At 46.7% G+C, this 24,043-nt stretch carries 21 protein-coding genes and 1 pseudogene; 3 read left to right on the top strand and 19 right to left on the bottom strand.

The window, feature by feature from the left end:
• Positions 1-15: 15 nt before the first annotated feature.
• The 11 genes and pseudogenes from CIK87_RS08870 to CIK87_RS08915 all read right to left on the bottom strand — a co-directional run bounded on the left by CIK87_RS08870 (position 16) and on the right by CIK87_RS08915 (position 9,899).
• Positions 16-735, bottom strand: coding sequence for a cell division ATP-binding protein FtsE (locus CIK87_RS08870; RefSeq protein ID WP_094386877.1), 720 nt, complete (start codon positions 733-735; stop codon positions 16-18).
• Positions 736-751: 16 nt separating this feature from the next.
• Positions 752-1,393 (bottom strand): bifunctional phosphoribosyl-AMP cyclohydrolase/phosphoribosyl-ATP diphosphatase HisIE, encoded by a 642-nt coding sequence (gene hisIE / locus CIK87_RS08875; RefSeq protein ID WP_094386878.1) that lies wholly within the window; start codon positions 1,391-1,393, stop codon positions 752-754.
• A 3-nt stretch (positions 1,394-1,396) separates the two neighbouring features.
• Positions 1,397-2,161, bottom strand: a complete 765-nt coding sequence (gene hisF / locus CIK87_RS14490; RefSeq protein WP_254046537.1) for an imidazole glycerol phosphate synthase subunit HisF — start codon at positions 2,159-2,161, stop codon at positions 1,397-1,399.
• 21 nt (positions 2,162-2,182) lie between these two features.
• Positions 2,183-2,869: pseudogene (gene hisA, locus CIK87_RS14660) on the bottom strand (1-(5-phosphoribosyl)-5-[(5-phosphoribosylamino)methylideneamino]imidazole-4-carboxamide isomerase); the annotation flags it as partial.
• A complete protein-coding gene (gene hisH / locus CIK87_RS08885) occupies positions 2,866-3,459 on the bottom strand; it encodes an imidazole glycerol phosphate synthase subunit HisH (RefSeq protein ID WP_094386880.1) in 594 nt (197 codons plus the stop codon). The gene hisH and the pseudogene hisA, both read right to left, overlap by 4 nt.
• Positions 3,460-3,537: 78 nt before the next feature.
• Positions 3,538-4,071: an FHA domain-containing protein gene (locus CIK87_RS08890; protein ID WP_022311441.1), complete on the bottom strand. Its 534-nt coding sequence runs from the start codon at positions 4,069-4,071 to the stop codon at positions 3,538-3,540.
• Complete coding sequence (locus tag CIK87_RS08895) at positions 4,071-5,087, bottom strand: SPOR domain-containing protein (protein ID WP_022311440.1); 1,017 nt, start codon at positions 5,085-5,087, stop codon at positions 4,071-4,073. The genes CIK87_RS08890 and CIK87_RS08895 overlap by 1 nt, the downstream gene beginning before the upstream one ends.
• A gap of 328 nt (positions 5,088-5,415) precedes the next feature.
• Positions 5,416-6,717 (bottom strand): glycoside hydrolase family 28 protein, encoded by a 1,302-nt coding sequence (locus tag CIK87_RS08900; protein WP_094386881.1) that lies wholly within the window; start codon positions 6,715-6,717, stop codon positions 5,416-5,418.
• 54 nt (positions 6,718-6,771) lie between these two features.
• Entirely contained in the window at positions 6,772-9,108 is a 2,337-nt protein-coding gene (locus tag CIK87_RS08905; RefSeq protein WP_094386882.1) for a GH92 family glycosyl hydrolase, read from the bottom strand.
• A gap of 39 nt (positions 9,109-9,147) precedes the next feature.
• Positions 9,148-9,618, bottom strand: coding sequence for a 23S rRNA (pseudouridine(1915)-N(3))-methyltransferase RlmH (rlmH, locus tag CIK87_RS08910; RefSeq protein ID WP_094386883.1), 471 nt, complete (start codon positions 9,616-9,618; stop codon positions 9,148-9,150).
• Entirely contained in the window at positions 9,615-9,899 is a 285-nt protein-coding gene (locus tag CIK87_RS08915) for a DUF4491 family protein (RefSeq protein ID WP_094386884.1), read from the bottom strand. Before CIK87_RS08915 ends, rlmH begins: the two co-directional genes overlap by 4 nt.
• 122 nt (positions 9,900-10,021) lie before the next feature.
• On the opposite strand from CIK87_RS08915, the gene CIK87_RS08920 reads away from it, so the two are divergent.
• A complete protein-coding gene (locus tag CIK87_RS08920) occupies positions 10,022-11,767 on the top strand; it encodes a phospho-sugar mutase (RefSeq protein WP_094386885.1) in 1,746 nt (581 codons plus the stop codon).
• A 60-nt stretch (positions 11,768-11,827) separates the two neighbouring features.
• Here CIK87_RS08920 and CIK87_RS14375 read toward each other — a convergent pair whose 3' ends face one another.
• Complete coding sequence (locus tag CIK87_RS14375) at positions 11,828-11,998, bottom strand: hypothetical protein (RefSeq protein ID WP_158214773.1); 171 nt, start codon at positions 11,996-11,998, stop codon at positions 11,828-11,830.
• Positions 11,999-12,120: 122 nt separating this feature from the next.
• Between CIK87_RS14375 and CIK87_RS08925 the strand changes: the two genes are divergently transcribed.
• The gene (locus CIK87_RS08925) at positions 12,121-12,942 is read left to right on the top strand and encodes an MBL fold metallo-hydrolase (protein WP_094386886.1); all 822 of its coding nucleotides are present in this window, start codon (positions 12,121-12,123) and stop codon (positions 12,940-12,942) included.
• On the opposite strand, the gene CIK87_RS08930 is transcribed toward CIK87_RS08925, so the two are convergent.
• From CIK87_RS08930 to mltG, 7 genes are all read right to left on the bottom strand, one after another.
• Positions 12,917-13,798, bottom strand: coding sequence for a glycosyltransferase (locus CIK87_RS08930; protein ID WP_158216225.1), 882 nt, complete (start codon positions 13,796-13,798; stop codon positions 12,917-12,919). The genes CIK87_RS08925 and CIK87_RS08930 overlap by 26 nt on opposite strands.
• 4 nt (positions 13,799-13,802) lie before the next feature.
• Complete coding sequence (gene uvrA / locus CIK87_RS08935; protein WP_094386888.1) at positions 13,803-16,616, bottom strand: excinuclease ABC subunit UvrA; 2,814 nt, start codon at positions 16,614-16,616, stop codon at positions 13,803-13,805.
• Between the two features lie 119 nt (positions 16,617-16,735).
• On the bottom strand, positions 16,736-17,296 hold the full coding sequence (gene pdxT / locus CIK87_RS08940) for a pyridoxal 5'-phosphate synthase glutaminase subunit PdxT (RefSeq protein ID WP_094386889.1): 561 nt from the start codon (positions 17,294-17,296) through the stop codon (positions 16,736-16,738).
• Positions 17,293-18,168 carry a pyridoxal 5'-phosphate synthase lyase subunit PdxS gene (gene pdxS / locus CIK87_RS08945; protein WP_094386890.1) on the bottom strand — a complete coding sequence of 292 codons (876 nt, stop codon included), beginning with the start codon at positions 18,166-18,168 and terminating at the stop codon, positions 17,293-17,295. The genes pdxT and pdxS overlap by 4 nt, the downstream gene beginning before the upstream one ends.
• Entirely contained in the window at positions 18,165-19,106 is a 942-nt protein-coding gene (locus CIK87_RS08950) for a bifunctional hydroxymethylpyrimidine kinase/phosphomethylpyrimidine kinase (RefSeq protein WP_094386891.1), read from the bottom strand. The genes pdxS and CIK87_RS08950 overlap by 4 nt, the downstream gene beginning before the upstream one ends.
• A 109-nt stretch (positions 19,107-19,215) precedes the next feature.
• Entirely contained in the window at positions 19,216-22,020 is a 2,805-nt protein-coding gene (locus CIK87_RS08955) for a prolyl oligopeptidase family serine peptidase (protein WP_094386892.1), read from the bottom strand.
• A gap of 119 nt (positions 22,021-22,139) precedes the next feature.
• Positions 22,140-23,192: an endolytic transglycosylase MltG gene (mltG, locus tag CIK87_RS08960; RefSeq protein WP_094386893.1), complete on the bottom strand. Its 1,053-nt coding sequence runs from the start codon at positions 23,190-23,192 to the stop codon at positions 22,140-22,142.
• 207 nt (positions 23,193-23,399) lie between these two features.
• Here mltG and CIK87_RS08965 point away from each other — a divergent pair, with 207 nt between their 5' ends.
• Entirely contained in the window at positions 23,400-24,038 is a 639-nt protein-coding gene (locus tag CIK87_RS08965; protein ID WP_094386894.1) for an HAD family hydrolase, read from the top strand.
• Positions 24,039-24,043: the final 5 nt, after the last annotated feature.

Here is a 24,043-nt window from a genome sequence, read left to right on the forward strand (position 1 = left end):
TTATACTTCTATTACTTAATCTGTTGTCTGGGCATCTTCACTGAGATCCATACTATTATATTCGCTTGTTACGTCCTTGACGCTTCCATCGTGGCAACGATATACTATGCCGGGGAATTTGTCGAGCATTTGTATATTGTGAGTTGACATAATCACTGCCGTTCCGGTTAAGGTGATATCCTTGAGTAAACGTACTATGTATTCTGCTGTCTCGGGATCCAGATTGCCCGTCGGTTCATCTGCGATGATGATGTCGGGATGATTGAGCATCGCACGTGCAACAACGATGCGCTGTTGTTCTCCTCCAGACAGTTCGTGTGGCATGCTGTTCTTTTTGTCAGATAAACCAACAGTTTCCAGAACTTCATCTATACGTGCTTCTACTTTGGCCTTGTCTTTCCAACCTGTTGCTTTCAGAACGAATAAAAGGTTCTGATATACAGAGCGGTCATGAAGCAATTGGAAATCCTGGAAGATAATGCCCAAATGGCGTCGTAGTTCCGGAACATCCTTACGGCGTAATGTTAACAGGTTGCGGCCAAGTATTTCTGCTTTTTCGCAATCTTCAATGTAGAGGTCGAGTTCGCAATAGAGAGACTTGAGCAAAGAACTTTTGCCCGAACCTACCTTACCGATGATATAGGCAAATTCACCTTTGTCGATGCCAAAATTGACATCTTTAAGAATGACAGTATCTTGTTGGTAGATGTTTACGTGATTATATTCTATTAGCATGATATCTTAATATGTTTTATTTGTTAGCCTTGTCTATGCGACGCTGCCGGTCCCATTCGGGGTCATGTCGTTTCTTCAGTTCTATGGCCACATCATTCAAACTTAACCCTTTGCTGGTGAGAAGTACTATAAGGTGATACAGCAAGTCTGCAGATTCATAAACAAGATGCTCGTTAGTCCCGTTGGTTGCTTCAATTATGGTTTCGCATGCCTCTTCGCCAACCTTTTGCGCCATCTTGTTTATGCCTTTCTTGAAAAGGCTTGTGGTATAGCTCCCTTCAGGCATCTGCTTAAACCTGTTTGTAATAAAATCTTGCAGCTCGGAGAGAAACAAGATTGGGTCGGCTTTATTGTCTTCACCCCAACATGTGTCAGTACCTTTGTGGCATGTAGGTCCCAATGGGTTGGCTTTGACTAACAGTGTGTCGCAATCGCAATCGAGTTGCATGCTTACCAGCTCAAGGAAGTTGCCAGAAGTCTCTCCTTTTGTCCACAAGCATTGGCGGGAACGGCTCCAGAATGTTACCTTCCCAGTGTTGATGGTCTTCTCATATGCTTCGTTGTTCATAAAGCCAAGCATAAGCACTTTACGAGTCGTTGCATCTTGTATTATGGCAGGAACCAGTCCGCCCATCTTGTCGAAGTCAATATTTGTCATTGTTTACAATCTCACGTTTATATGTTGACCATTAAGATATTGTTTAAGTTCAGGTATGCATATTTCTCCAACATGAAAAACACTTGCAGCCAGAGCAGCATCAGCTTTTCCTCTCTTAAACACATCACTAAAATGCTCTGGTTTGCCAGCGCCACCACTGGCAATTATTGGAATTGAAAGTATCTCAGAGAGATGTGCCAGTGCATCGATGGCAAAACCATCTTTAACCCCATCATGGTTCATGCTGGTGAAAAGTATTTCACCTGCCCCTCTGTATTCTACCTCACGTGCCCAATCATACAAGGTTAGAGATGTACGATCTCTACCTCCTTTGATATAACAATTCCATTGGCCTTCTTCATATTTTGCGTCAATTGCACAAACGCATACTTGAGAACCGAACTTTCCAGTAATGTCATTGATGAGTTGGGGATTTTTAATTGCTGCAGAATTAACACTCACCTTATCAGCACCGGCATAGAGCAAGCGTTCAACATCATCAATGGTATTGATGCCTCCTCCTACAGTGAAAGGAATATTGATTTCTGATGCTACCCGAGTTACCATTTCCGTGAAAGTGTTACGTCCTTCTGCACTGGCGGTTATGTCCAAATATACCAATTCGTCCGCGCCGGCCTGACTATAAGACTTGCCCAGTTCAACTGGATCGCCAGCATCGCGCAGGTTAACGAAATTTGTACCCTTGACAGTCTTGCCATCTTTTACATCAAGGCATGGTATGATACGCTTTGTGATTCCCTTTGGGATAAACAGACTATGAGTGTCTATACGCCCTTCATAAAAAGCTTTTCCGAATACCACGGATGGAATGCCCGCTTTGGCAAGGTTATGGATGTCTGCAGTCGACGAAACACCACCGCTGGCTATAAGGTGCAGGGTGGGATGGCGTTTCATGATATCTGCATATAGCTCGATGGCTGGTCCGGAAAGGGTTCCATCTTTGCTGATATCCGTACACAACACTTGTGTTACACCTTGGTTGATGTATTGTTCCAAGAATGCAAAGAGGTCTATCTCTGAGTCTTGTTTCCAACCGTTGACAGATATTTTTCCATAACGTACGTCTGCGCCGAGGATTATTCTATGTGCTCCGTAATGGTTGAGCCACTCAACAAAAAGCTCAGGCTGGGTAACGGCTACACTGCCAATGGTTACCATAGAAGCACCAGCTGCAAAAGCCTTTTCTATATCCTCCTGCGTTTTTATCCCTCCGCCAAAATCTACTTTTAATCGAGTCTGGCTTGTGATATCTTTGAGCACGTGTTCATTGACAATGTGGTGTGACTTCGCTCCATCCAGGTCTACGACATGAAGACGCTTAAATCCGAGACTTTCAATATGTTTCGCCACATCAGTTGGATTTTTGCTATATACGGTTTGAGCATCGTAATCACCACAAGTGAGTCTTACGCATTGACCATTGATAATGTCTATGGCAGGTATAAGTTCTATCATAGGTTCAAGAAATTATTAAGAATGATTTCACCTGTTTTCCCACTCTTTTCCGGGTGGAATTGAGTGGCATAGAAATTGTCTTTGCAAAGGCATGCGCTAAATGGAAGTATATGATATGCCTCTGCCGTAGTCCATTTACATGTTGGCACGTAATAGCTATGTACGAAATATGCATAAGATTGTTCGCCGAGACCTTTGAGCAGAGGGTTGTCGCTAACAATATTAAGTTGATTCCAACCCATTGCAGGAACTTTGTCTTCTTTATTTTCAGGGTGGAACCTCTCTACATCAATAGGAAATATGCCCAAGCAATCTACGTCACCTTCAGCCGAACGGCGACACATAAGCTGCTGGCCTATACATATCCCCAAAACTGGCTGGGTAAGATGGACAAGAACTTCGTCCAGGCGATGTGCTCGGAGATAGGACATCGTAACACTTGCTTTTCCCTGTCCTGGGAAAAGAACTTTGTCGGCAGATGCTAATTCTTCAACGTCATCTGTGAGTATAGGGTTAACACCTAATCGTTTCAGTGCGTTTTCTACAGAGAATATGTTGCCGGCGTTATATTTAACTATCGCAATTTTCAATATCGTTACACTTTAGCAATTTCTGCAAGTGCAAAGATACAATTTTCTTTTGAAATATGGGAGGTTTAGTTATATTTTTTACGCATCATCGCCATCAGGAGTCTTGAGAATGATACTTGTGGCTCCAATGGTGAAAAGTGTACCGTTCTGTATGACTCGACGTTCGCGGTCGCCAAGGATTACGTTGTCAACAAATGTGCCCGTATAACTTGGTCCATCACGGAGTATATATTTTAATGCTCCATTTTTGTCACGTTGTACAGTAATAATACAATGGTGCATATCTATGCTCGGGTCGACAGTTTCAATAGGACAGTTTATGCCAGACCCTTTCATGTATCTGCCTATTATGTTTTCTCCCATATGGAGAGGGATAATCTGCTTATAATGGAAAATATTCTCGATTACCACAATCGAACCGAAGGTGGTATCCTCTACCTCTTCTTCGGGATTCTCATCACGTTGAAGTCGTCGTAATTTGGAAACTCCCATACGTATTCCAAACTGTTTTCCACACCTGTCACATACAAAAACAAGTGATTGACCTTCTGTATATTTGGTTTCGTCAAATAGTATATATTGATCGCATTTTGGGCATCTTACTCTTTTCATCAGTCTTTCATTTTAGTTACCCAACAATCAGAGATGCCAGTATTCTTCTGGATGCGAATTGCCTCTAAAGAGGCTTCTCTTTCAGATAAAAAGCGACCTAAAACCACTTTGGTATAGTTTCCTTGCGTTGTCACTCGAGCCTCCATGAGTCCTTGCCTGTGTAGCTGCTCAACATATGTGTTCGCATTTTTAACTGTTACACGGCTACATAATACAATAGTATAATAAGGACTGTGGCTAATTGTGTCTGATGATTCTGCCATGTTGTTCTTAACGGCCTCAACGGAATCTTTATTCTCGACGTCTAACTTTAGTTGAGCCTTTTCTATATTCTCGCAACGTGGCATAATTCTTAGGAGCATATCAGTATTGATACGTGCTTCGTTAGAATTCAAATCAGAATTATTTATAGGTGATGAGATAAAGAAAAATGCGATGATGGTTATGCATGCTACGGCAATATTGCGCAAGGTGCTCAATTTGATGGTACGCTCCTGTTCCTCTTCTTTTTCGTCGCTATCCATCAAAATGTCAAATGGGCTTACCTCTTTATCGGGTTTGTCAATAGCTGCCGGAATGGTTTGGACAGATGAAGATGCTGTCGGCTTCATTATGAATGAACTTAACCCATACAATTCAGGAGTAAGAATTCCTGCTTCACATGGCTCAAATTCATATTTTCCATACTCGTTCAGGCGAATAATACCTAAATCATATAGCTCGTAACTGCCATTACACTCAATATGCTGACGCAGTTCTCTTACCTCGTCCTCTATACGGCGCAAGGCTTCTGGATAACTGATGTCGTATGCTTCGATGTATGATTGAGCCAACAAAGAATCATTCAGCGTCAACTGAGGGTTGAAGCCAATAGTGCGCTGCGGTGGCAAGAAGAGATTTTCCTGTTCGTCGTAACGTGCATCTACATGATGAGCCATGAAGCCCCCAAAACCAGGGACTATCACACAGTCGTTGCTCAAAAGTAGGATTTCAATATGTCTTTCGAGTTCAATCATTATTTGCAAAGTTACGGATAATTGACCGATATACCAAATAAATATTATTAATTATTTCAACATTTTTTTAGTGTCTTTCGTATGCTCTTTATTTACAGTTGTTTGCAATTTTGAGCTGTTTTTTTGAAAGATTTTGTTCTTTCGCAACTTTTTTTTGAAAAAGTTAAAAGAATTATTTGGCAGTTAAAAAAAAAGGCGTATCTTTGCAAATGTTATCCTGAAAACAATCTTTTTACCTTAGAATAGCTAATACCTATTGAAGAGTGAAAGTGGTCGCTGTGAAGCTGACCGCTTTTTTTATTTTAATACCATATACATTGCCAATCATTTACTTGGCGGTTTTTGTGATGATGTTGCAAGCTGATGTTGATGGCTTTTTATGTACGTTGTCATAGATGATGGGTGTGCGATAATCCTTTCCTTTCAGCTGGAGGGTAACGTTCTTTAGTTTTACTTGTCCAATATTTCTAAAATACATGCCCCAACATGGGAATACTGGCCATTCGCTGAAATCTTTCCCGTCAAACCAAGAGGGAAGGGTAGGGTCATCTTTTCCCACGAACTCCATATGCACATTGCGCATGCAGACTAAATCAGTGGGAGCGCTTCCCCAACTTTTTACTGATAATGCCATATGGTTGACATTGGTGGCCTTGACGTCATCAATGACGATTGTACCAGCTGTGTTGTCTTCACTTAAAGTGACAGAGATAGGAGTCAGTACATTATTTATAATACAATGCTTTATATATATACCATCCAATCGTCCGGGAGCTTTACCCCATCCTCCGGGTTGAATGTTGATTGCAGACTCTGTCGCTGTGCGGCCCGATGTAATGTGTGGATAGACACCTGGACCTTCAAATCGGCAATGAGATACATGTACATTGGTCGATGGCATTATCATGCGTATACCATTGCAAGATGAGTTGAGCGTGCAATTGGTTATCTGCGCTTTTTCCCAATAGCCACCAGCCAAAGCATCGTCGCCGGAATGAATGTTACAGTTGCTAATATGGAGACGCTTGGCTCCGCGCACATGGATTCCATCCCATCCGCCATTGATTTTGATTCGTTCGTAGCGGGTGCTTTCTATCTGATAGGCCAAGAATGCATAATTGGCCGAATGATTAACTGTGAAATCGCAGAAACTCATGTCCTTACAGCCCGCCAATAGGACAGTGTGAGGACCACGCATGTGTTCTTCACCTTTTGGATTGCGTACATTGTCGCCGTCTATGGTTCCTTCGCCACATATTCCTGCATTATGTACACCTATGGCAAATATAAGCGAGCGCGACCATTCTGGGTCAGTAGCGCTGTTATAGTTTACCGTTCCTTCACCGCTTTCATATTTAGACAAATCAAGTGTAGTCTTTAGCGATTGATAGTCTTCAAGGCGTGGGGAGCCTTTCAATACTGCCCCCTGTTCCAGAACAAGCATGACATTGCTTTTGAGGTAAATGGTGCCAGTCACAAATGTACCTGCAGGAACCACGACCTTTCCGCCTCCCTTTTCGGCCGCAGCTTCTATTGCCTTGTTGATTGCCTGCGCGTTGTTGGTTTTACCATTGTCTGCCACGGCGCCAAAGGTAAGGATACTGATAATGGTTGATAGTAATAAATTCATCTTTTATATATTAAAAATGAGGGGACACGATGACCGTGCCCCCTCTTGTTATTATTATTTGGTCATAGAATATGGCTTGTCCGTAGCCTTCAATCCTCTGCTCTTGTTGGGCTTGGAGGTCATGTCAAACTCGATAGTAGCTCCATTGACCAGCTGGTCATGTGTAAAATAGAGTTTGGTGTAAGGACGGCCATTTATGCGGACGTTGCGGATATAGCGATTGCGATCGCTTACTCCAGGAGCCTTGATAGTGACGGTCTTTCCATTGGGAAGATTAATCTGCATATAAGGCAGGAAAGGAGCGCCAATGACATACTGGTCGCTACCAGGGCAGACGGGATAGAAACCCATGGCAGAGAACAGATACCATGCCGACATCTGGCCGCAGTCATCATTACCGCTCAAACCACGGATATTGTTCTTATACATCTGATCCATAATGGTACGCAGACGCTCTTGAGATTTCCATGGAGCTGAAGTCCAGGCGTAGAGATAGGGAATGTGGTGGCTGGGCTCATTGCCATGTACATAGCCGCCAACCAGTCCCTCTTCGGTAATGTCTTCGTTGTCCACATAGTACTTCTCTGGCAAGTGCATCTGGAACAAGTCGTCAATACGTTTTTGGAAAGCCTTGTCGCCTCCATACAATTTCATGAGACCATTGACATCCTGAGGAGCTTGGAAGGAGAAGTTCCACGAGTTGCCCTCAATGAATCCCTCGTCATAAGTCTGGTATGGATCCAGGTCTTTCTTGAACTCGCCGTTGGCATAACGTGGAGAGGCAAAGCCTATCTTCTTGTCAAAAGTATTGCGATAGAACAAGGCACGCTTGGCATATTTGTCCGCAATGTCTTTGCGTCCCATTTTGAGAGCGGCGGCATAGATGGTCCAGTCATCGTATGAGTACTCGAGTGTGTTGGATGCTGCTGTCTTGTCTTTGTCGTATGGAGCATATCCCAATTCCTTGTATTTGTCAACGCTTGGGAAGTAAGAGCAGTTTGCGGTCTCGTCCATAGCGCGGAGAGCTTCGTCGGCATTGAGAGCGGCGCCCTTGACGAGAGCGTCGGCTACAACCGTAACAGCATGGTATCCCGTCATGCACCAGCCTTCATTGCCCATAAGACTCCAAACTGGCAGCATGTGCAGGCGATTCTGCTGCTGGTGGGCTATCATAGACTTTACCATATTCAGGTTGTGCTCTGGCTTTACCAACTGGAGGAATGGATGTTCTGCACGATAAGTATCCCAAACCGAGAAGATAGTGTAATTGTCAAAGTCCTTGGCTTCATGGATGTTGCCATCTACGCCACGGTATTTTCTATCCACGTCCATGTAGATGGAAGGGTTAATCAGCGTATGATATAAAGATGTATATATCATAGCCTTTTGGTCTTCGCTTCCTTCTACATCAATACATGCAAGTTCCTTTTCCCACAGAGCCTCATTCTTGGCACGGGCCTGTTCGAATGTCAAACCTTCAGCTTCGGCTTTGAGGTTCTTGAGTGCGCCCTCGGTGCTGACAGCAGAAAGCGCAACCTTTACGGTGATAGGTTTGCGGTCGGTATTGTCAAAGTTGAAATAGGTGACAACGCCCTGGCCGGCAATCTCGGGGAAATTGTTGTATATGTCAAACTTGCGCCAGAAGCCACGGTACTTCAGTTGCTTCATGTCGCGATAGCCATAGGTCTTGATAGGCTTGCTCAGACTGATGGCAAAATAGGTATAGTTGGCTCTTGACCATCCATTGGTGATGCGATAACCAGTGAGCAGCGTGTCATTCTCCACACGCAGCGTGCTCCACAGCACCTTGCCGTCGTAATTGTAGATGCCGTGCATGAGGTCAATAATCAGGCGGGCCTCGCTTACATCGGGGAATGTATATTTATGTACGCCCACGCGAGGAGTGGTGGTAAACTGCGCACGTACATTGTTGTCGGCAAGAGTCACCTCGTAATAGCCTACCGATGCCTTTTCTGTGTCATGCGAATAGCGTGAACGATAGCCCGAGTCGGGGTCCTTTGCAGTACCGGGGTTGAGCTGCAATTTGCCAGTCTGGGGCATGATGAGAATGTCGCCCAGGTCACTGTGGCCAGTGCCGCTCAGATGGGTGTGGCTGAAACCTACGATTGTCGGGTCGTCATATTGGTATCCGGCGCAATAGGAATAAACCTCCGTTTGATACTTGCCATCCACATTCTGTGGAATGGTGTCGGTCTCGGGACTAAGCTGCACGATACCGAATGGTGAACAGGCACCTGGAAAGGTATGGCCCATACCGGCTGTACCAATCATCGGGTTAACATAACTCGACCTTGTGCGTTGCTGCGCTTGGGCTGATGCGCACATGACCATCATTGTGATAGCTGATAAAAGCAGTACTTTCTTCTTCATGATTATATTACTGATATTAGTTATTATTCTTGTCGTCTATTATTCATGGTGGTATGGCTCACCTTTTATTATAGTGCAAGCACGATAGAGCTGTTCGGTAAATACCAGACGCACCATCTGGTGCGAGAAGGTAAGCCGCGAGAGGCTCAGCTTGTCGTTGGCTCGTTGATAGACATCGGGAGAGAAACCGTAGGGGCCACCTATCACAAACACCAAGCGGCGCGATGTCTGCTGTCGCTTTTCGAGCCATTGGGCCAGTTCTATGCTTCGCAACTCTGCTCCATGTTCGTCCAGGAGCACCAGCGTATCTGAGGCTTGCAGCTGTTTTAGTATCAGCTCGCCTTCACGATCTTTCTGCTGCTCTTCAGAGAGGCTCTTGGTGTTCTTGATTTCTGGTATGGTGATTATCTCAAAGGGCATGTAGTGGCCGATGCGCTCGGTATAGTCCTTGATGCCTGCCGCAAAATGCTTGTTCGTGGTTTTGCCAACCAGAATTAATAATGACTTCATTGGCGATTCTTGTTTTTAGGAAACCAACCTTGGTCTACACGTTTTTTCTGTTCAAACAGTTCGCCTATTGACCATAGGCAACTCGCCCCAATCACTCCCAGAAGACTGGATAGGATAACCTGGGCTATGCAAAGCGAGGCTATTATGGCGCCAATCCCCAACACCAAGAATACCCACCATGGGCCGGTACCAAAATAATATTCGGTCTTGATTACTATCGGATGGAATACTCCGATAATAAGAAAAGTGCCGAAAGCGATTATCAAGCCGGTGAAAAACATAATAAATACACGTTTATTGATTATTGCTTGCAAAAATACAAAAAAAAATCGTCTAATTGGCGATTATCACGGATATAATTTGTTATCTTTGCATCAGACTATAACAATTTATTTAACGTAATATGGAAAATAATGCACAATTGATTGCTCAGTGCACAGAAAAGGCACAGCAATGGTTAACTCCTGCTTTTGACGAGGCTACTCGTAAGGAGGTAGAAGCGCTCATCGCTTCGGAAGACAAGACCAATCTCATCGAATGTTTCTACAAGGACCTTGAATTTGGTACCGGTGGTCTTCGTGGTATCATGGGTGCAGGTAGCAATCGTATGAATATCTATACAGTTGGCATGGCAACACAAGGATTTGCCAACTATCTTAAACTGAACTTCAAGGACAAGGAGCAAATCTCTGTTGTAGTATGTCATGACTGCCGCAACAACAGCCGCCTCTTTGCCGAGAATGTAGCAGCTATCTTCTCTGCTAATGGTATCAAGGTATATCTCTTTGACGATATGCGTCCTACTCCAGAGTGCTCTTTCGCAATCCGCCATCTCGGATGCCAGGCAGGTGTTAACATTACTGCCAGCCACAACCCCAAGGAGTACAATGGCTATAAGGCTTACTGGGAGGATGGAGCCCAGGTGCTGTCACCCCACGATACTGGCATCATCGACGAAGTCAACAAGGTTACTGTAGCCGACGTGAAGTTTGCTGCCAACAAGGACCTTATCCAGATTATCGGCGAAGAGATTGACAAGGCATACCTCGAGAAGATACGTACTGTATGCATCGACCCTGAAGTGATTAAGCGTCAGAAAGACCTGAAGATAGTTTACACTCCTCTGCATGGCACTGGTATGATGCTGATTCCCCAGTCACTCAAGTTATGGGGCTTTGAGAATGTACATTGTGTCAAGGAGCAGATGCAGCGTAGTGGCGATTTCCCAACAGTGGTTTCTCCTAACCCCGAGAATGGCGAGGCGCTGACTCTGGCTCTCAGAGACGCCAAGGAGATTGACGCCGACATCGTTATGGCCAGCGACCCCGATGCCGACCGCGTAGGTATGGCCTGCAAGAACGACAAGGGCGAGTGGATACTTATCAATGGCAACCAGACCTGTCTGCTCTTCCTCTATTACATCATTACCAACCGCAAGGCAATGGGCAAGATGAAGGACACCGACTTTATCGTCAAGACTATTGTTACCACCGAGGTTATCCGCAAGATTGCTGAGAAGAACCATATCGAAATGCGCGATTGCTACACAGGCTTCAAGTGGATTGCACGTGAGATTGCCATCTCTGAAGGCAAGCAGCAGTTTATCGGTGGTGGCGAAGAGAGCTACGGCTTTATGGCCGAAGACTTTGTTCGTGACAAGGACGCCGTTTCTGCATGTTCTCTCTTGGCTGAGATTTGTGCTTATGCCAAGGACAAGGGCAAGACTCTCTACGAACTGTTGATGGAAATCTATCTTGAGTATGGTTTCTCTGAGGAATTTACCATCAATGTGGTTAAGCCTGGCAAGACAGGTGCTGACGAAATCAAGCAGATGATGACCAACTTCCGCAACAATCCTCCCAAGGACCTCGCAGGAAGCAAGATAGTATGTTCTAAGGACTTCCAGAGCCTGACCCAGACCGATAGCGAGGGCAATGTCACCAAACTTGATATGCCTGCTACCAGCAATGTGCTGCAGTGGTTCTGCGAGGATGGCACCAAACTTAGCGTAAGACCGTCTGGAACTGAGCCTAAGATTAAGTTCTACTTTGAGGTCAAGGGCACTATGAAGTGCGCAGGATGCTATACCCGCTGCAAGGAGGAAGGTATGGCCAAGATAGAGGAAATCAAGAAGCAGCTGGGTCTCTAACCCAACGCTTCTATAGCCAATAAATAGATTTAGGTGTCTGATTGTCGTCATGTTGACCAATCAGACACCTTTTTTATGTGCTTGAATTTCGTCAGTGATTATGTTGATTTCTTTTCCAACCATGTTGAAGGTAATTTCAAGGTTTGAAATGACGGTTTCGTGGTTGGCAATAGATTTTTCACGGTTTGATTTCTGCAACTCGTAGTTCGCAATCATTTTGTAGGTGGTCATGGGGTAGAATGAATCAGACAGGGGCTTGGCGGAATTAAGAACCGGCTTGAAAAAAGTGTAGGTAAGTTTTGTAATCTCGCCATTTTTGAGTAGTTTTGCATTTCAAAAAAGACAAAACGACAATGCTCAATTTTATATCTTTCGGAAGCGGTAGCAGTGGTAACTGCTATTTTTTTTATAATGACACTGACAATCTGATGGTTGATGTCGGTGTCGGCATACGAACGCTGAAGAAACACTTCTCTAATTATGGTCTTTCTCTGTCGCAGATACAGAATATCATCGTCACCCATGACCATGCCGACCATATCAAGTCTGTGGGCTGTATCAGCAAGGACTTCCATATTCCGGTCTACGCCACGGCCACGGTCCATCATGGTATTGAGCGAAATTACTGTGTAAGGGCCAAGGTTCCGGTTGGCAACAAGCATGTGATAGAAAATGGCGTCATGCAGAAGTTGGGCAATTTCAACATTACCTCTTTCCATGTGCCTCATGATAGTATGGACTGCGTGGGCTACCAGATAGAGCATGAGGGTATGACTATAGTTCTGGCAACCGATGTGGGTGAAATTACCGATGAAATCAGAAAGGCTATCAGCGTCGCTGATTACCTGATAATTGAGGCCAATCACGATGAAGCCATGCTGATGAGCGGCCCCTATTCGGCCTATCTCAAACAGCGGGTGAGTGGTCCCAACGGACACCTCAGCAATAAGAATTGTGCCAAAGTAATAGCCGAAGAGGCTTCAGAGAAGCTGAAGCATATATGGTTGTGCCATTTGTCTGAAGAAAACAATCATCCGGAACTTGCACGCATAACCATAGAACAGACATTGGCAGAAGCCGGAAAACCGATAGGAGGCAGTTTGAAACTGGATGTACTGAAACGCAAGATACCGACAGGTGGATTCAAACTTACTTCTGACAACGAGCAAGATTAATATAGTACCCAATCTTATATAACGTGAACAACATCAAGCGGGGGCAGGTCACAATCTGTCTCCGCATTTTGTTTTGTACCAATCGGAACAATGCTCCAGCCAGATGATGCAGGTGTATGCGTTCGACAACTGCCGTTACGGCGATGATGCGGGAATAGTCTTTCAGTTGGGAGCGGTGCCGGTACAGGGTCAACAGGCTCTCTTCTACTTTTAGCATATATGATTCGTTGGTCTCAAAATCATAATAACCCACGGGATTGTCAATATGCTGAATGGGAATGCCTGCTCGGCACAACTGGTCGCCATACGCCACGTCTTCATATCCGTAGCCTTCGTAGGAAACGTCTAATGGGTGGGCGATAAAGATGCTTCGGTCTATGCAGAAGTTGGAGGTGTGAAAGTCTTTATAGCAGTTCTGTTGTCTCACCGAGGCCCGATGACTGTGCTCGGCTTGGCGTTCATACTCATAGCGCAGATTGCCCGCATGATTTCCCACGATACTATAGCTGCCATATATTACAGGGGCTGAAGATGCAAGGTAGGTCTTCACAAAGTCTTCGGACACGATGCACATATCTGAATCGATGAAGAGCAGGCGGTCGTATTGCGCTTTTTCGGCAAGGAAGTTGCGGATAGCCGCACGACCCATATTCTGCTCGTTGCGTATGAAGGTGCAATTGTCCCAGGTGCCGATGATGCGATTCTGATTGACGGCAGTCTCATCGATAGAACCATCGTCTGCAACGACAATCTCCCAAGAAGGCAACGGGGCCGAGGCGCATTGGCGGTGCAAATCGCGCACAAGCTGGGTGCAGTCGCAATTGTATTCAGGTATCAGTATGGACAGTCCTTTCATATCTTTATGCTTCTTTGAGTTTGTCTGCCAGATACTTGCCGGTAATGCTTTCCTTGCATGTCGCCAGATTTTCTGGCGTTCCCTCAAATACCAGGCCGCCACCTTTGTCTCCGCCATCGGGTCCGAGGTCGATGACCCAGTCGGCACACTTGATGACCTCCATATTGTGCTCGATAATCAGTATGGAATGACCTCGCTTGATAAGCGAGTCAAACGAGTGGAGCAGTTTCTGGATGTCGTGGAAATGCAAGCCCGTCGTAGGCTCGTCAAAGATAAACAGGGTGGGGTCGGCTTTCTCTTGCCCAATAAAGTAAGCCAATTTGACACGCTGGTTTTCGCCTCCCGACAGCGTAGAAGAGCTCTGCCCCAACTTGATATAGCCAAGTCCGACATCCTGAAGAGGCTTCAGGCGGTTGACAATGACTGGTTGGTTGTACTGGGTAAAGAAGTCGATGGCTTCGGATATGGTCATGCAGAGCACATCGTAGATGTTCTTGTCGTGGAAGGTAACATCGAGGATGTCTTTTTGGAACCGCCGGCCGTGGCAGGCTTCACACTCGAGCACCAAGTCGGCCATGAACTGCATCTCTACCGTGATGACGCCTGCTCCTTTACATTCCTCGCATCGTCCACCCTCGGCGTTGAACGAGAAGTATTGGGCAGTATACCCCATCTGGCGCGAAAGGGGCTGGTCGGCAAACAACTGCCGGATGGCATCGTATGCCTTGACGTAGGTGGCCGGATTGGACCTGGTGGATTTGCCAATAGGATTCTGGTCGACAAACTCGACGTGCTTGATGGAATCCACGTCGCCCTCGAGGGACAGATACTCTCCTGGCAAATCGGCAACCTCATCGAGTCTGCGCTTCAGTGCGGGATAGAGTATACCCTTGATGAGAGAGCTCTTGCCCGACCCCGACACACCGGTGACGACGGTCATGACATTGAGCGGTATCTGTACGTCTATGCCTCTGAGGTTGTTCATGCGGGCGCCCTTGACCGTCAGGGAGCGATTCCATGGACGGCGCGATGCGGGTATGGCTATTGTCTCTTCACCGGTAAGATATTTCACGGTATAAGACTGCGGATAGTCCTTGACGGTAGCCTTAGACAGCTGGGCCATATCGCCTTCGAAGACGATGCTTCCTCCATGCTGGCCTGCATCGGGACCGACATCTATCAGGTAGTCGGCGGCACGCATGATTTCTTCGTCGTGCTCTACCACTATCACGGTATTGCCCAACTGCTGCAGTTCTCTCAGAACTTTTATTAACCGTTGGGTGTCGCGACTGTGAAGTCCTATGGACGGTTCGTCAAGGATATAAAGAGAACCCACAAGCGAACTGCCGATGGCGGTGGTAAGGCTGATGCGTTGAGATTCGCCTCCAGACAGACTGTTGGACTGGCGGTTCAGCGTGAGGTATTGCAGCCCAACCTGACACAGGAAATCCAGGCGATTGGTAATCTCTGTCAACAGGCGTTTGCTTACTTTCTGCTCATACTCGGACAGTTGCAGATTCCTGAACCATTCCAGCAGGTTGCCAATGGGCATCTGTACAAGGTCGGTTATGCTTCGCCCATTAATCTTTACCCAGTTGGCCTCCTTCTTAAGACGTCCGCCACGACAATCAGGACACGTGGTGCGTCCACGATAGCAACTCAGCATCACACGATATTGTATTTTATACTGGTTGTCTTTGACCATCTGGAAGAAAGAGTCGATGCAAACCTTGTCATGAATGTTCATGTGTTGCTCGGATGGCAGCCCATGCCACAGCATATCCTTCTCGGCTTGGGTCAGGGCATTATAGGGGGTGAAGATGGGGAAGTTGTCTTTCTGTGCGCGTCGGCAGAACTCTTCCTTCCAAGCCTTCATCTTCTCTCCATGCCAGCATTTGACGCATCCCTCATAGACACTCAGCGTAGAATTGGGGATAACCAGTTTCTCGTCAATGCCGATGATGCTTCCAAAGCCCTCGCAGGTAGGGCAGGCCCCTACAGGAGAGTTGAAGGAGAACATATTGTCATTGGGCTCTTCAAAGGTTATGCCGTCGGCCTCGAATCTTGTGGAGAACTCGTAGGACAAGTTGGACGGTATGAATACCAATACGCAGGTGCCGTTGCCTTCGTACATGGCGGTCTCTGCCGAATCGACCAGGCGTGACACCTGGTCATTCTCTGCCGAAACGGTAAGGCGGTCGACCACTATATATACATCTTTGGCATCGGGTAGGGGCTCGGTGCTTGCGAGAAGGTCGTCCAGACGCTGCACCTCCTTATTGACATACAGGCGCTGGTAGCCTCCCTGTCGGTACATTTCCAACTGCTGAGCCAGAGTGCGGTTTTCGGCCACATGGACAGGGGCCAATATCAGAAAGCGGGTACCCTCGGCAAACTGGTGGGTGCACGCTATGATGTCTTCTGTAGAATGACGCTTTACCTCCTGGCCGCTAATCGGAGAGAAGGTCTTGCCTATACGTGCGAAGAGCAATCGAAGATATTCGTAAATCTCTGTAGATGTACCTACGGTAGAACGCGGGTTGCGCGAAATTACACGCTGCTCAATGGCAATTGCAGGAGGAAGTCCCTTGACGAAGTCATACTCGGGCTTGCTCATTCTTCCCAAGAACTGACGGGCATAACTGGAGAGAGACTCTACATAACGGCGCTGTCCTTCGGCATAGAGCGTATCGAAAGCCAATGAACTCTTGCCCGAACCACTGACTCCCGCTATGACAACAAACTTGTTGCGGGGGATTGATATATTGATATTTTTCAGGTTGTTGACCCTTACGCCTTTCAGTTCTATATAGTCCATAAGAAGAATAATTGGTAATGCTTAAGTAATGGTGATTGGGAAAAAACAATCACCTTGGGTATGCTAAAGATTACCATTTGTAATGCCCAAGATGATTGTGTTAGAATATTATGATTATCTTAGAGGCTGAGGAACAGTCTGTGTATCTCTTCCGAGTCATTGAGCTCGGGATGGAATGAGGTAACAAGCTGGCTACCTTGGCGTGCGGCCACGATATTGCCATCGACTGTTGCTAATACTTCTACTCCCTCGCCCACAGACTGGATGTATGGAGCACGGATGAATGTCATAGGTATCGGATGGTCGATGCCCTTGAACTCAGACTCGGTATAAAAGCTGCCCAACTGACGTCCGTAGGCGTTGCGACGCACGGTAATATCCATGGTGGCAAGTCCGGTGTCGGTCTCGTTCTCGATATGCAGGGCGAGAAGTATCATTCCTGCGCATGTTCCAAAGACTGGCATTCCGTCAAGGATGCGCTCGCGGATAGGTGTAAAGAGCCCTGTATCCTTGAGCAACTTGCGCAATGTGGTGCTTTCTCCGCCCGGGATAATCAGACGGTCGATGGGTTGTTGGAAATCTTTTAACTGTCTGATTTCAAATGCTTCAACACCTATGTGCTGAAGCATCTGTTCGTGCTCGATGAAGGCTCCTTGGAGAGCTAATACACCTACTCTCATTTGCCACGTTCTGCCATAAGCAGTTCAATCTCCTGCTCGTTGATACCAACCATAGCTTCGCCTAAGTCTTCGCTCAGTTCTGCCAGTTTGACGGGGTCATTGTAATTGGTAACAGCCTGTACGATGGCGGCTGCGCGCTTTGCAGGGTTGCCACTCTTGAAGATTCCGCTTCCAACAAATACGCCTTCAGCACCCAACTGCATCATGAGGGCGGCATCGGCAGGTGTGGCAACACCACCAGCGGCGAAGTTTACTACAGGGAGCTTGCCATTCTCGTGAACATAGACTATGAGGTCGTAAGGTACCTGGAGTTGCTTGGCAGCTTCATAGAGTTCATCCTTGCTCATGCTGGTAATGCGACGGATTTCGCTCTGCATCATGCGCATGTGACTAACGGCCTGAACGACATCGCCTGTACCGGGCTCGCCCTTGGTACGTATCATGGTAGCGCCTTCGGCAATACGACGGAGGGCTTCTCCCAGATTCTTGGCACCACATACGAAGGGCACGTCAAACTGGGTCTTGTCGATGTGATAGATATTGTCGGCAGGAGAGAGTACCTCGCTCTCGTCGATATAGTCAATCTCGATAGCCTGCAGAATCTGTGCCTCGGCAATATGGCCGATACGGCATTTAGCCATTACAGGAATGCTGACAGCCTCCTGGATTCCCTTTATCATCTTGGGGTCACTCATACGTGATACACCTCCGGCTGCGCGGATGTCCGCAGGGATTCGCTCCAATGCCATTACGGCACAGGCACCAGCTGCTTCGGCGATACGTGCCTGCTCGGGGGTTGTTACGTCCATGATTACACCGCCTTTGAGCATCTGAGCCAAGTTGCGGTTCAAAATTTGTCTTTCTGTTGTCATTGTATATGATTTTTACGATAATTACTTGGAGTATATCCAGTGATACGTTTGAAGAACTTGGTAAAGTGAGCCTGTGAAGAGAACTGGTATTCATAGGCTATTTCCTGAATAGTCTTCCCTGTGTTAAAAAGTTCGTTGCAGATTGCGTCTTCCAAATGCTGCTCTATGATGGCTTTGGGTGTCATGCCGCTGATGCGGTTTGTAACCTGGGCCAGATAGCGCGGGGTGACATTCAGGAAGTCGGCATAATAGGCAACATCGCTCCGCTGCTTGAGGTAGGCGGTTATGGCCTTGGTGAAATCGCGGTAGAGTTCGGTGCTGCGGTTATGCGAACTGTCATCGGGAGAAACGTGGATGCGCAGATACTCGGATGCTTTCTGCATGGCCTCGTTTATCGAGTTGCCTTGCGAGAGATAATAAGTAATGGCGGTGGAAAGCAAGTTGGAATATCCGTGAACAGGGGTGTCGTCGAGCAGTGAGACATTGTCTGGGGATGTATTGCCTAATACCAGCGTAGACTCCTTCCTTCTGAGAAGTATCAGCGAACAAAGGGGCAGGAGATGCTGGCGTATCATACCTATGAGATGGCTTTCCATCAGCAGGTCGCCGTTACTGGAAAAGACGACGGGGTCATAGATAACGTATGAAGGCTTGTATCGGCGGAGGTAATTGATGATGACCGATAAGGTCTGGAGATTGCGCACCATTCCAACCTTGACGATGGGGGGCTGCATATCATTCCCAATGGCTTCAATCTGGTCTGCAACTACTTGGGCGGGTATGTCATAAAACTCCTGAATACCAAGCGTATTCTGGATGGTGATACAAGTGACTACAGAAACCATACGGCCTCCAAGTTCAGTAATGGCTCTGATGTCCGCCTGAACACCAGAGCCTCCTGTATTGTCTGAACCTGTAATAGTCAGTATTGTATCCATTGCTCGTCTACCTTTTGCTATGCAAAATAACGTATTATTTCTGACATATCAAAGAAATGTTCTTGAAAAGACAATAAAAACGAGCAATTTAGCAAAATCTTTGTCGCTGTTAATAGAGCCTCTTGGCCTGGCCGTTGATGATATAAGGTGTGTCGGGCTTCATCCAGTCGGGGAGAGGAGCTCCCTTGAGATAGTGGTCGAAGAAATCAGACAGACGCTTGCTCAGGTCTTTGGCATTCTTACGATTGGAGAGATTATGGGCCTCTCGGTTATATTCAAGCAACCAGGCGGGTTTGCCCAAACGACGGAGCGCCATAAACATCTCAATTCCCTGATAATAGGGAACAGCACCATCGGCATTGTTGTGCATGATGAGCACAGGGGTCTTTACCTTGGGGTAATCGAAGAGGGGAGAGTTCTCTATGTAGAGGTCGAAGCCGCTCCAGAGGTCTTTGCCAATACGGCTCTGTGTCTGCTCATACTGGAATTGGCGGCTTATTCCTGTGCCCCATCTGATGCCTCCATAAGCACTCGTCATATTGCAAACGGGAGCACCGGCTCCACCTGCAGCAAACATATCAGTGTGGGCTATGAGATAAGCTACCTGATAGCCACCCCAACTTTGACCCTGGATGGCCATGTGGGAACTGTCCACCCACTTATTGGCTGCAAGAGCTTTGGCACCAGCTACAATACAATTGTAAGCAGATTTGCCAGGATGACCTACCTTATAAACCACATCGGGAACAAAAACAATGTATCCGTTGCTTACAAAGTAAGGGATGTTAACGATGCTGCGGCTGGGCGCAGGACTGAAGTAACGGTAGAGTGACTCACTGTTGCGCTCATAGAAATAGACAATGACCGGATATTTCTTGTTGGGATCAAAGTTGTCTGGCTTATAGAGCACACCGTCGAGTGGGGTGCCGTCAAATGCCTTCCACTGGAAGAGCTCTGGCTTACCCCAAGCATAGTCAGCCTGCTGGGGATTGATGTTGCTCAACTGAGTCCACTTGTCGTTGACGAGCCAAAGATTCATAGGAACTTCAAAGTTACCCTTGCATACCATGAACGTGTTGGCAGAATCGGCCTTGCACAGGCTGGTATAAGTATACTTTCCATATTCGAGTTGCTGCAGGTTGGCATTCAAATCTGTCTTTGCGAAGCCGTTCTCCTTGGTGCGGTAGTTGTATACCGAAAGATATATAGGCTGGCAGGCGTCGAAGCCAACCTTGTCTGTAGAAGGCTGAAGGTTGCGGAAACGGTATTGTATGCTATCCTTGCGTCCGTTGCCCTGAGTGAGGTTAAGTGGTTTGTTGCCGTCGAGAGGGATATACCATAGGTCGAAACGGTCGGTGAGAATCATACCACGATTGTCGGAAGTCCATATAACGCCGGCGTAGGGAGCCGCTTCGCTGGGGGTGTCTGTGTCTTCGTTGTAGAATGGAACCTTGAGTGATGCTGTAATGTTGGCAATCTTATGAGTAGAGGTGTTGGCAAGCATCCAGTGATGCTTTTCCAAGTCAAACCATGCGGCGTGTTTGCCATCAGGTGAAATGGTTTCGCCCGCAGTTTTGCAGTCGGCAATCTGGGTGCGCTTACCTGTATAGGTATCTATGACAGAGATGCGCTTCTTGGTCTGAATATCCCATTGCTGCTCGAGTATACGTCCTGTATTGTCCACGGAAAGGGCCGTATTTGTAACGCTGAGGTCGGGGAATAGCAGTCGGTCGTAGTAAGACTGCCCAAGACGGATGAAGTTGCCTTCGTTGTCAATGGTGCATGTTACCTGCGAGGTGCCGTTCTTCAGTTCTCCTAATTTGAACATCGGTGGAATCAGGTCGGCATCATAGCGCCAAATGCTGGGCTCGGCGGTCTCGAAGTCATACTTGGTTTTGTCGTCTGGAGCTACATAGGGCATAATGCCAACCATAATGCGATTGCCGTTACGGGTGTAGTATGGATTTGACTTGTCGGTAATTCCCCAACCATCAATGAGTTTTGATGAATCATCACTGCTTACAACCGTACGGAGTCCTCCCTGAAGACGGTATTCATAGAGTGAACAGTGGCGGCTACCAGAGGGTATGGTATCTGTGGCTGCCATAAACATAAGTCTGTCGCCTGTCCAGTTGAATTTTGGCGATGACATGAATGTGGCTTCTGCCGAGACGCTCCGAATATCCAGGTTCGACAGATTGGCGAGTTTCATGATATTATGGTTCTTCTTGTCGCGGGCAACGTATGCCATCTGTGAACCTTGGGCATTGATTTCGTAACCAGCTACACAGCGCATACGCACGGTGTCGCCTGTGGCAAAGGTGTAGAGCAACATGTCATTGGCAGCATCCTTGTCCACCTTGGCCTTGGGAGCCTCATCCTTTGTCTTTTTGTTCTTTTTTTTCTTTTTAGCTTTCTCCTTTTCGGCTATCATAGATGGCTCTGGAGTCTTATAGGTCAGAGCAATGGCAACTACAGGCTGCTCTACTCGTCCCATGCTATATCCGCTGACGTTGGCGATTTTCTTAATGTTTCCATCATTGATGTCTATGATAGCCACAGAATCCTTGGGCATATCGGCTGCTTTCTTCTTCTTGATTTTAGCATCACGTGTCTGCGAGAACAATGGCTTAATCTGCGCCACTACATATTTCTCGTTTGAGGTGATTCTTGCTCTGTAGCCTCTGGGGAGTGTGATGAGGCGACCGTTGCGGTTGTCGCGGATGTAGAGTGTGCCGTCGCCTTGTTGTGGATTAACTTCCCATAGGCTTACATTGCCTTTTGAGGAAAGAAAAGCAGATTTTACGCTCTGCCAAGCATCATACACATCGTGGGTAAGGGGCTTCTTCTGAGCCCAACCATACTGGATGGCGAGAGCCATCAAGATTAAGAACAACAGTGATTTCTGTTTCATTGGGTATTAAATGAAGTTAGAGTATTAGTAGCCATTCCCATCGGACGAAGTAATCATAAAGACTGATGCAACATGCGGATAGGGGATGGCCACATTGATTGTTAATAAATAGGTGAATTCTACTTTATGCCTCTTGCATTGAGGGCTTTGCTATACTTGGCAGCATTGGCCTGATGGTCCTTATAGTTGCTGGCAAAATTATGAGTACCACTGAAGTCTTCCTTCGCGCACATATATATATAATTATGGTGTACCATATTGAGTACTGCGTCTATGCCTGCCACGGTAGGAATGCGGATGGGGCCTGGAGGCAGACCTGTGTTGACGTATGTGTTGTATGGACTTTGCGTTTGTAGCATATTGTGGTAAATGCGTTTCAACGCAAACTGCTTGAGCGCGAATTTGATAGTAGGGTCGGCCTGCAGCGGCATGCCATTTGGGTATTCTCCATCGCGCATCATCAGGCGATTGTAATACATACCAGCCACCATGGGCTTCTCGGCATTGTTGGCAGTCTCTTCGTCTACTATACTTGCAAGGGTGATAACCTCTATGGGTGTTAGTTTCAGACGCTGCGCCTTAGCCATACGGTCTTCATTCCAGAATGAATCACTCTCCTTCTTCATGCGCTTGAGGAGTTTGGAGAGAGATATGTTCCAGTAGACCTCATATGTATTTGGTACAAACATACATGTGATAGTCTCAGGTGTGTAGCCGTAAGTCTTACAGGTATCTGGGTTGACAAGGGCCGCATGGAGTGTGGCACTGTCAAGCATGAGCTTGGTTGTGAGCTCTTCTGCCAAATCTTCCACCGTACGTACCGAGGGGACTGTGAGGTGCACGGGAGATTGCATGCCTGCTTTGAGTCTTCTAAAAAGCTGGAATGCCCCTATTGATGTGGTTATCTCGTAGCGTCCGGTCTTAATGATTTCTGGGTAATCGCTGTGTCTTACAAGCGTGCTCAATCCTTGCATACCGTGACGCGAGGCTATCGGGGTAAGTTTGGTGAATACCGAGTCGATGTTATCGTCCTGGTCTATGTACAGATATTCTGTTGTGGAAGAAACGGAGAAGGCCGAGAAGAAGTAGTAATATGCAAATCCCGACATGACCGCGAGGCAGGTCAATGCCATGACGATATACTTCTTATTGCTTTTTGTAAGTGGTTTCATCTTTATACTAATTAGTTTCATGCAAAGTTAGCGAAAAGCCATTGGAGAACAAAATAAAATGATTTATTTTTTGCCCGTGAGAGTAGCTGTTTCCCGTGGTTTGCCATAAAGATAAGGATAAGGCCAATAATTAGCATTTTTTATAGTTGCTCAGGATAGATGAGTGGGGAATAATTGTTACCTTTGCCGATGTTTGGAGGATATACAATGGAATATCAGACATATATTTTTGACCTTGATGGTACGCTGCTCGATACATTGCATGACTTGGCAGCGAGTACCAATTATGCTCTTCGTACTTATGGCATGCCCGAACACAGCGAAGATGATGTAAGAAGATTTGTAGGTAACGGAGTGAAGAAACTTATGGAGCGGGCTATACCCGAAGGGACGGATAATCCGCTCTTTGACGATGCCTATGCCTGTTTTCGTCAGCATTATCTCAAGCACAATCTCGACACCACGGCGCCCTACGAGGGAGTGATGCCTATGCTGAAAGAACTCAAGAAACGTGGAAAGAACATTGCTGTGGTGAGCAATAAGTTTTATGCCGCCACACAAGAGCTATGCCGTCATTTTTTTGGCGAATATGTAGCGGTGGCGATTGGTGAACGCGAGAATATTCGTAAGAAACCTGCTCCTGATACGGTAGAGGAGGCCCTAAGACAACTTGGGGCAAGTAGGGATGGTGCAGTGTATATTGGCGACAGTGATGTGGATATTGAGACCGCTCGCAACTGTAATATGCCTTGCATCAGTGTGCTGTGGGGATTCCGTTCTCGCGATTTCCTCATCGAGCATGGTGCCCAACGCTTGGTAGAGACGCCAGAAGAAATTCTATTATAAAAAGA

This window comes from Prevotella sp. P5-64, from assembly GCF_002251285.1.
Classification (GTDB): Bacteria; Bacteroidota; Bacteroidia; order Bacteroidales; family Bacteroidaceae; genus Prevotella.

What these genes read in the sequence shown, in the direction of transcription:
- CIK87_RS08870 (WP_094386877.1), bottom strand. Translation starts at nt 735, where the DNA reads ATGCTAATAGAATATAATCACGTAAACATCTACCAACAAGATACTGTC.
- hisIE (WP_094386878.1), bottom strand. Translation starts at nt 1,393, where the DNA reads ATGACAAATATTGACTTCGACAAGATGGGCGGACTGGTTCCTGCCATA.
- CIK87_RS08890 (WP_022311441.1), bottom strand. Translation starts at nt 4,071, where the DNA reads ATGAAAAGAGTAAGATGCCCAAAATGCGATCAATATATACTATTTGAC.
- CIK87_RS08895 (WP_022311440.1), bottom strand. Translation starts at nt 5,087, where the DNA reads ATGATTGAACTCGAAAGACATATTGAAATCCTACTTTTGAGCAACGAC.
- CIK87_RS08900 (WP_094386881.1), bottom strand. Translation starts at nt 6,717, where the DNA reads ATGAATTTATTACTATCAACCATTATCAGTATCCTTACCTTTGGCGCC.
- CIK87_RS08905 (WP_094386882.1), bottom strand. Translation starts at nt 9,108, where the DNA reads ATGAAGAAGAAAGTACTGCTTTTATCAGCTATCACAATGATGGTCATG.
- rlmH (WP_094386883.1), bottom strand. Translation starts at nt 9,618, where the DNA reads ATGAAGTCATTATTAATTCTGGTTGGCAAAACCACGAACAAGCATTTT.
- CIK87_RS08915 (WP_094386884.1), bottom strand. Translation starts at nt 9,899, where the DNA reads ATGTTTTTCACCGGCTTGATAATCGCTTTCGGCACTTTTCTTATTATC.
- CIK87_RS08920 (WP_094386885.1), top strand. Translation starts at nt 10,022, where the DNA reads ATGGAAAATAATGCACAATTGATTGCTCAGTGCACAGAAAAGGCACAG.
- CIK87_RS14375 (WP_158214773.1), bottom strand. Translation starts at nt 11,998, where the DNA reads ATGACCACCTACAAAATGATTGCGAACTACGAGTTGCAGAAATCAAAC.
- CIK87_RS08925 (WP_094386886.1), top strand. Translation starts at nt 12,121, where the DNA reads ATGCTCAATTTTATATCTTTCGGAAGCGGTAGCAGTGGTAACTGCTAT.
- CIK87_RS08930 (WP_158216225.1), bottom strand. Translation starts at nt 13,798, where the DNA reads ATGAAAGGACTGTCCATACTGATACCTGAATACAATTGCGACTGCACC.
- uvrA (WP_094386888.1), bottom strand. Translation starts at nt 16,616, where the DNA reads ATGGACTATATAGAACTGAAAGGCGTAAGGGTCAACAACCTGAAAAAT.
- pdxT (WP_094386889.1), bottom strand. Translation starts at nt 17,296, where the DNA reads ATGAGAGTAGGTGTATTAGCTCTCCAAGGAGCCTTCATCGAGCACGAA.
- pdxS (WP_094386890.1), bottom strand. Translation starts at nt 18,168, where the DNA reads ATGACAACAGAAAGACAAATTTTGAACCGCAACTTGGCTCAGATGCTC.
- CIK87_RS08950 (WP_094386891.1), bottom strand. Translation starts at nt 19,106, where the DNA reads ATGGATACAATACTGACTATTACAGGTTCAGACAATACAGGAGGCTCT.
- CIK87_RS08955 (WP_094386892.1), bottom strand. Translation starts at nt 22,020, where the DNA reads ATGAAACAGAAATCACTGTTGTTCTTAATCTTGATGGCTCTCGCCATC.
- mltG (WP_094386893.1), bottom strand. Translation starts at nt 23,192, where the DNA reads ATGAAACCACTTACAAAAAGCAATAAGAAGTATATCGTCATGGCATTG.
- CIK87_RS08965 (WP_094386894.1), top strand. Translation starts at nt 23,400, where the DNA reads ATGGAATATCAGACATATATTTTTGACCTTGATGGTACGCTGCTCGAT.